At 74.8% G+C, this 7,583-nt stretch carries 5 protein-coding genes and 1 pseudogene; 4 read left to right on the plus strand and 2 right to left on the minus strand.

Translation table 11 applies throughout. The features are described from left to right. A pseudogene (locus E4P40_RS24755) lies at positions 1-1,611 on the minus strand (hypothetical protein); the annotation flags it as partial. A 158-nt stretch (positions 1,612-1,769) separates the two neighbouring features. Between E4P40_RS24755 and E4P40_RS24760 the strand changes: the two are divergent. The 3 genes from E4P40_RS24760 (at position 1,770) to E4P40_RS24770 (ending at position 5,473) form a co-directional block, all read left to right on the plus strand. Continuing rightward, positions 1,770-2,231 carry an ATP-binding protein gene (locus E4P40_RS24760; protein ID WP_135161006.1) on the plus strand — a complete coding sequence of 154 codons (462 nt, stop codon included), beginning with the start codon at positions 1,770-1,772 and terminating at the stop codon, positions 2,229-2,231. A gap of 96 nt (positions 2,232-2,327) precedes the next feature. Next, the gene (locus tag E4P40_RS24765) at positions 2,328-3,863 is read left to right on the plus strand and encodes an aldehyde dehydrogenase family protein (RefSeq protein WP_167762367.1); all 1,536 of its coding nucleotides are present in this window, start codon (positions 2,328-2,330) and stop codon (positions 3,861-3,863) included. After that, positions 3,860-5,473 (plus strand): choline dehydrogenase, encoded by a 1,614-nt coding sequence (locus tag E4P40_RS24770; protein ID WP_135161008.1) that lies wholly within the window; start codon positions 3,860-3,862, stop codon positions 5,471-5,473. Before E4P40_RS24765 ends, E4P40_RS24770 begins: the two co-directional genes overlap by 4 nt. Before the next feature lie 12 nt (positions 5,474-5,485). Here E4P40_RS24770 and E4P40_RS24775 read toward each other — a convergent pair whose 3' ends face one another. After that, entirely contained in the window at positions 5,486-6,805 is a 1,320-nt protein-coding gene (locus E4P40_RS24775; protein ID WP_245160564.1) for an MFS transporter, read from the minus strand. A gap of 72 nt (positions 6,806-6,877) precedes the next feature. Here E4P40_RS24775 and E4P40_RS24780 point away from each other — a divergent pair. Then, a partial coding sequence (locus E4P40_RS24780) for a DJ-1/PfpI family protein (protein ID WP_245160565.1) occupies positions 6,878-7,583 on the plus strand: 706 nt, incomplete at its 3' end.

The following is a 7,583-nucleotide window of genomic DNA, read 5'->3' on the forward strand; positions in this document are numbered from 1 at the left end:
GATCTGGGCTGCGGGCGGGGCCACGGCGTCCGGCTCGGCCAGGCGCAGCCCCAGTGCGCCCAGGCGTGCCACCGGCAGCGCCTCGTCGGGCAGCAGCACCCCGGCGGGCCCGTGCGCGGTGCGGCCGTCGACGAGCGGGACCGGGAGCGCGGCCAGCTCCTCGCGGTCGGCGCCGTCCAGGGCGGCGTAGAGACGGGCCCACCAGGCCACCGGCCGGTCGACCCCCCGCACCGCCTCCACGGCCTCGGCGATGCCGATCCGCCGGATGCCCAGCGCCGAGAGGGCCGGCCCGTCCGTGCGCCGGGACCACTCCGCCGGCAGCAGCCCCGGCAGGACGCCGGCCAGCGCGTGGATCCGCTCGTCGGTGGCGTCGTCCAGCACGGCTGCGCGGGCCGGTGCCTGACGGAGGTCGCGTTCGCCGGCGACCGGCAGCCACGAGGTGGCGGCGAGCCGGTCGAGGACGGCCCGGTTGAGCGCGGCGTCCAGCGCGGCCCCGGCGAGCCCGACGCGCGGCACCAGCCGGAGCAGCGCGGGGACGGGTGCCAGGCCGGCCACCAGGTCGGCGAACGTGTCCGCGGCGGCCTCGACCAGCGCCTCGGTGACGGGACCGGGCGCGACGTGCCGCCGGTCCGGGCCGAGCGGGAACGGCGCGATCAGCCGAACCGGCAGCGAGAGGGGCTCGTCGCTCGGCGTGGGTGCGTGGACCACCTGCGCCCCGGTCAGCGGCACGGGGTCGCCGTCCTCGTCCAGCGGGACCGCCCAGGTGACCGTCCAGCTCCGCCGGTGGCGCTCCTCGACCGGCCGGCCGGTGAGGAGGTCCGTCGCGAGCTCGCCGGTGCGACGGGCCACCTGCCAGTCCGTGGTGGTGTCGCCGTCGGTCAGGCGAACGCGGTCCGGGGACCGCGCGGCCGACAGCGTGCGCAGCGCCCCGTCGAGGACGACCTCCACGGTGTCGAGGCCAGGGAGAGCGAGCAACAGCTCGGCGGACAGCGCCTCCAGCCCGGCCGCAACGGTGGCGCGGGTGCCGGCCCGCAGCTGGAGCACGACCTCCGTCGCGAAGCCCTCCGGGGGCGCTCCGTCGGCCGGCCACGGCAGGCGCAGGACCGGCACCGCGCCGTCGCGGCGCGCCAGCTCGGCCGCCACCGCGGGGAGGGCCGCGACCTCGGCCCGTGTCCGTCGGGCACTGAACCGCACGCTGCCCGTCGTCGACACGACCGCCGGTTCGTCGCTGACGGCCAGCACTGCAGCGAAGCCGACGCCGAAGCGGCCCACCGTCGCCGCCTCGTCCCGTTTCGCCGAGGCACGCAGCGTCGCCAGTCCCTGCACCCCGGCTGCGTCCAGGGGGGCGCCCGTGTTGGCCGCGCGCAGCAGATCACCGGCCAGCTCGAGCCGCAGCCGACCGGGCACGCCACCGCGGACGGCAGCGTCGGCGGCGTTCTGCGCGAGCTCGACCAGCAACCGGTCGCGGTAGCCGCCGCGGACCAGGTCCTCCTCGGCGTTGGCGTCCTCGCGGAAGCGCGCGGGAGAGTCCGTCCAGGCACGGAGGACGGCGCGCCGGAGGGCTTCGGTGCCGAACGGATCGGCCGCGTCGCCGCCGGGACCGGTGCGCATCTCGGGCCTTCCTCGGAGCTGTCCGGCACGGCCGGCGTCGGTGCGCGACCCTAGTTGCTCGTAGGAGTGAACTTCCGGCGCGGCGGAGGTTAGGGCACCCAGGAACGGGCACGGCACACCTGCAGTCCCACGACCTGGCACCGGCGTGGCGAGCGAGGATGAAACCCGGCGACAGCGAGGCGGTGGCAGTGGCGCTCTGGCAGCCTGCGCGCCTGCCGCACGGCTTCCGGGAACTCTGGTGCCAGCAGCTGTCGTCGCTCGGTGAGCTGGCGAAGCTGCGGGCCCGCCTCCGGGCGGCACTGACCGGTCGGCCGACGGTCGAGCGGCCCGAGCGCGAGCACTGGGCGGAGCGGCTGGTGCTGGTCGCCGACGAGCTGACCTCCAACGCCCTCCGTCACGGCGGCGCACCGGTGGCCGCGGCACTCAGCCGGTCCGGCGACGACTGGATGATCGCCGTGAGCGACTCCTCCATCGAGGTCCCCCCGACGCCGGCGCAGGGCCGCGACCCGGGACTGGGCGGTTTCGGGCTCTACCTCGTCGCCGACCTCGCGGTCCGCCACGGTTGGCACCGCGCGCGCGGTGCCAAGACCGTCTGGGCGGTCGTCACCGCCGACGACTGACCGGCGCCGTCGCCCGTCCGGGGACGGCTCCCTCGCCCCTACGGCCGCGTAGGTGACTCGCGGGTAACGTGCGTTCCCATGTCGCTCACCGACCAGATGGACACGGTCACCGACGCCACCGCGGGCAGCGTCGACCGGCACGACACCACGCAGACCTTCGAGTCGACCAACCCGGCGACGGGGGCGGTGGTCGGCGTCTTCCCGGTGCACGACGCCGACGCCGTCCGGGAGACCGTCGAGCGGGCCCGCCCCGCGGCGGAGCGGTGGGCCGCGCTGGGCTTCGACGGCCGCCGGCAGCGGCTGGCCGCCTACCGCGGCTACCTCGCCCGCCGGATGAACGAGCTGGCCGACCTCGTGCACAAGGAGAACGGCAAGCCGCACGGCGACGCGATCCTCGAGATCACCCTCGCCATCGACCACCTCGCCTGGGCAGGAGCGCACGCCCGCAAGACGCTCGGCCCCCGCCGCGTGAAGGCCGGGATGCTCGCGGCCAACCACGCCGCGTACCTCGAGTACCAGCCGCTCGGCGTCGTCGGCGTCATCGGTCCCTGGAACTACCCGGTGTTCACGCCCATGGGCTCGATCGGCTACGCCCTGGCCGCCGGCAACGCCGTCGTCTTCAAGCCCTCGGAGTACACGCCGGCCATCGGCGCCTGGCTGGCCGCCGCGTGGCGGGCCGCCGTCCCCGACTCGGTCGACGCCTTCCAGGTCGTCACCGGCTACGGCGAGACCGGTGCCGCGCTCTGCCGCGCCGGCGTCGGCAAGCTGGCCTTCACCGGCTCCGGCGCGACGGGCAGGAAGGTCATGGCCACCTGCGCGGAGACGCTGACCCCGGTGCTCATGGAGCTCGGCGGCAAGGACGCGATGATCGTCGACGACGACGCCGACGTGGTCGCCGCCGCCGACGCCGCCGTCTGGGGCGCGATGAGCAACGCCGGCCAGACCTGCACCGGCATCGAGCGGGTCTACGCCACCAGCGCCGTGTACGACCGGTTCGTCGCCGAGGTGACCGCGCAGGTGCGCACCCTGCGCCCCGGATCGGACGACGAGGCCACCTACGGCCCGATGACCATGCCGTCGCAGACCGGCATCGTGCGCCGGCACGTCGAGGCCGCCGCGACCTCCGGTGGCCGCGTCGTCCGCGGGGACGCCGACCAGAGCCTCTTCCCGAACGAGAACTACCTGGTGCCCGCCGTCCTGCTCGACGTACCGGAGGAGTCGGCCGCCATCCGTGAGGAGACCTTCGGCCCGACGCTGACCATCACCAAGGTCCGCGACGCCGAGGAGGCGCTGGAGCGGGCGAACGCCACCTCCTACGGCCTGGCCGGCTCGGTGTTCACGAAGTCGAAGGCCCGCGGCCTGGACCTCGCCCGCCGGATGCGCAGCGGCATGACGTCGATCAACTCCGTCATCACCTTCGCCTCGGTGCCGGCCCTGCCCTTCGGCGGCGTCGGCGACAGCGGCTTCGGTCGGATCCACGGCGAGGACGGGCTTCGGGAGTTCACCCGCGCCAAGGCGATCACCCGGCAGCGCGTGGCACTCCCGGTCAACCTCACGAGCTTCAACCGCCCGGCGTCGGCGATGGACTCAGTGGCCCGCCTGATGGGGATGCTGCACGGGCGGCACCGATGAGCGCGGGCGAGGAGTTCGACGTCATCGTCGTCGGCGCGGGCTCGGCCGGCTGCGCACTGGCCGGCCGGCTCTCGGAGGACCCGTCGCTGCGCGTGCTGCTGCTCGAGGCGGGCGGCTCGGACAAGGTGCTCGAGGTGCAGATCCCGGCCGGCCTCTACAAGGTCTGGCGCACCCGGCACGACTGGAACTACACGACCGAGGAGCAACCCGCCCTCGACGGCCGCAAGCTGTTCTGGCCGCGCGGGAAGCTGCTCGGCGGGTCGTCGTCGATCAACGCGATGATCTACATGCGCGGTGCGGCCGCCGACTACGACGAGTGGGCCCGGCGCACCGGTGACCCGGCCTGGTCCTACGAGCACGTGCTGCCGCTGTTCCGCCGCATGGAGGACAACGCCCGCGGCGCCGACCGCTACCACGGCGTCGGGGGTCCGCTGCGGGTGGAGGACCTCCGCTCCCCGCACCCCTGGACGCGCGCCGTCGTCCAGTCGGCGGTCGCCGCGGGCTACCCCCGCAACGACGACTTCAACGGGGCCACGCTCGAGGGCGTCGGCCAGTACCAGGTGACCCAGAGGCGCGGCCGCCGCTGGTCGTCCGCCGACGCGTACCTGCACCCCGCGATGCGTCGACCCAACCTGACCGTGCGGACCGGGGCGCTCACGACCCGGGTGCTGATCTCCGACGGCCGCGCGACCGGCGTGGAGTACCGCGCGGGAGGGCGCGTGCACACCGCGCACGCCGCCCGCGAGGTCGTGCTCTCCGGCGGCGCGATCAACTCCCCGCAGCTGCTGATGCTGTCGGGCATCGGGCCGGCCGACCACCTCCGGGAGGTCGGGGTGGACGTCGTCCACGACCTGCCCGGCGTCGGCGCCGGCCTGCAGGACCACCCGCTCGTGCCGATGGTCTACGACGTCCGCTCGGGCAAGTCCCTGCGCCTGGCCGAGACGCCGCTCAACCTGGCGAGGTGGAAGGCCGCGGGGCGCGGCCCGCTCACGTCCAACCTCGCCGAGGCCGGGCTGTTCACCCGCTCCTCCCCCGAGCTGGCCGAGCCCGACCTCCAGTACCACTTCCTGCCGGTGAAGTTCTGGAAGCAGGCGGAGATCGATCCGGACGTCGAGGCCTTCAGCACCCTGGTCGTCCTGGTGCACGTGCACTCACGCGGTTCGGTGCGGCTGCGCTCGGCCGACCCGAACTGGGCCCCGGCGATCGACGCGGGGTACCTCACCGACGAGCGCGACCTCGAGGCGCTGGTGTCGGGGGTGGAGAAGGCGCGCGACATCGCCGGCACCGGACCACTGGCCCATGTGCTCGCCGGTGAGTGGTCGCCGGGAGGGAAGGTGCAGGGCCGCGACGCCCTGCGCGCCTCGGTGAAGGAGACCCTCGAGTCGCTGTACCACCCGGTGTCGTCCTGCCGGATGGGCACCGACGACCGGTCGGTGGTGGACCCGCAGCTGCGGGTGCACGGCATCGAGGGGCTGCGGGTGGCCGACGCCTCGGTGATGCCGACGCTGGTCCGCGGCAACACCAACGCCCCGACGATCATGATCGCCGAGCGCGCCTCGGACCTGATCCTGGGCCGTTCGGTCGACCCCGCGCTGGCCGCAGCAGGCTGAGGCCTCCCACTTTCAGCCGTGGGCCTGGGCGGCGGCGGCTTCCTCCGGATTGGTCGGCAGCATCGTCTCGGCCGGCGGCGGGAGGTTGCGGCGGATAGCGACGGACGCCGCCGCCGCGACCATGCACAGCCCGCCGGCGAGGAACCAGGCCAGGTCGTAGGAGCCGGTGACGTCACGGATGACGCCGCCGCCGAACGCGGCGACCGCCGCGCCCAGCTGGTGGGAGGCGAACACCCAGCCGAAGACGACGGGCGCGCGGGCACCGAAGTGCTCCCGGCACAGCGCCAACGTCGGCGGCACGGTCGCCACCCAGTCCAGGCCGTAGAAGACGATGAACGCGATCATGCTGACCTGAAGGTCCGGTCCGAACAGCGTCGGCAGCGCGAACAGAGACAGCCCGCGCAGCCCGTAGTAGGCCAGCAGCAGCAGCCGCGGGTCGATCCGGTCGGTCAGCCAGCCGGAGAAGATCGTGCCCACGATGTCGAAGAGACCGACGACGGCCAGCAGACCGGCGGCCGTCGTCACCGGCATCCCGTGGTCGTGCGCCGCCGGGATGAAGTGCGGCTGGACGAGGCCGTTCGTGGACATCCCGCAGATGAAGAACCCGGCGACGAGCAGCCAGAACGGCCGCGTCCGCGCCCCCTCGACGAGGCCGTTGATGGCCGCACGGGCGGCGCCGGTGCGCACCGGATCGACGTCGTCGGCCGCCGTCCCGCCGTAGGGGACGACGCCGAGGTCGCGGGGCCGGTCGCGCAGCAGCCACGCCACCAGCGGGAGAACGGCGAGGGCCGCGGCGGTGGTGCCCAGCGACGCCGCGCGCCACCCCCACTGGGAGTCGACCCACGCGACCAGCGGCAGGAAGATCAGCTGCCCGGCCGCGCCGCCGGCGGTGAGGATGCCGGAGACGAGCCCGCGGCGGGCCACGAACCAGCGGCCGGTCACCGTGGCCACCAGCGAGAGCGCCATCGCGCCCGTGCCGAGCCCGACGAGCACGCCCCACAGCAGGATCAGCTGCCAGCTGGTCGTCATGAAGACGGTCAGGCCGCTGCCCACCGCGACGACGAGCAGGGCGCAGAGGACGACGCGGCGGATGCCGAACCGCTCCATCAGCGCCGCCGCGAACGGGGCGGTGAGCCCGTAGAGCGCCATGTTGACCGCGACCGCCGCCGAGATCGTGGACACCGACCACCCGAACTCGTCGCGCAGCGGGTCGATCAGCACGCCCGGCACCGCGCGGAAGGCGGCGGCGCCGACGAGGGCCAGGAACGTCACCGCGGCGACCCACCACGCGGGGTGGATGCGGTGCGCGCGCGGCGGGGCGGGTGCAGTCACGGCGGACAGCATGGCGGATTGCGGCGGCCCGGAGGGAGTGGCCGGGCAGCCAACATGTGCAAGGATCCGGCCATGACCGAACGGCACGAGGTCGCCGTCCTGGCGCTGCCCGACACCATGGCCTACGAGGTCGGCCTGCCGCACCAGTTCCTGGGCAGCGCCGTCGACCCCGACGGCCGCCCGCTCTACCGCGTGCGGGTGGCCAGCCTGGACGGCGGCCCGGTGCGCACCTCGGCCGGGTACTCGCTCCTCCCCGAGCACGACGCCTCGATCCTCGAGACGGCGCAGACCGTCGTCCTCCCCGGGATCCACGGCACGTCCGCGATGACCGACGGCACCCTGCCCGCCGAGCTCGCCGACCTGCTGCGGCGCGCGGCCGGACGGTCCCGCCTGGTCTCCATCTGCACCGGGGCGTTCGTGCTCGCCGCCGCCGGCCTGCTCGACGGCCGCCCGGCGACCACCCACTGGGTGCACAGCCCCGCGTTCGGCCGGCTCTTCCCACGGGTGCGCCTCGACCCGGACGTCCTCTTCGTGGACGACGGCGACGTCCTGACCTCGGCGGGGAACGCCGCCGGCATAGACCTGCTCCTCCACGTGATCCGCCGCGACCACGGGAGCGAGGTGGCCAGCCGGGTCGCCCGCCGCAGCGTCGTCGCCCCCTGGCGGGAAGGCGGTCAATCGCAGTTCGTCGAGCGGCCCGTCCCCGAGCCGGGCGACTCGGGGACGGCGACGACCCGGGCGTGGGCGCTGCAGCGGCTCGGCGCTCCCCTGACCCTCG

It is taken from the genome of Blastococcus sp. CT_GayMR20 (assembly GCF_004570345.1).

Coding starts and splice junctions, on each gene's coding strand:
- E4P40_RS24760 (WP_135161006.1), top strand. CDS start 1,770: ATGAAACCCGGCGACAGCGAGGCGGTGGCAGTGGCGCTCTGGCAGCCT.
- E4P40_RS24765 (WP_167762367.1), top strand. CDS start 2,328: ATGGACACGGTCACCGACGCCACCGCGGGCAGCGTCGACCGGCACGAC.
- E4P40_RS24770 (WP_135161008.1), top strand. CDS start 3,860: ATGAGCGCGGGCGAGGAGTTCGACGTCATCGTCGTCGGCGCGGGCTCG.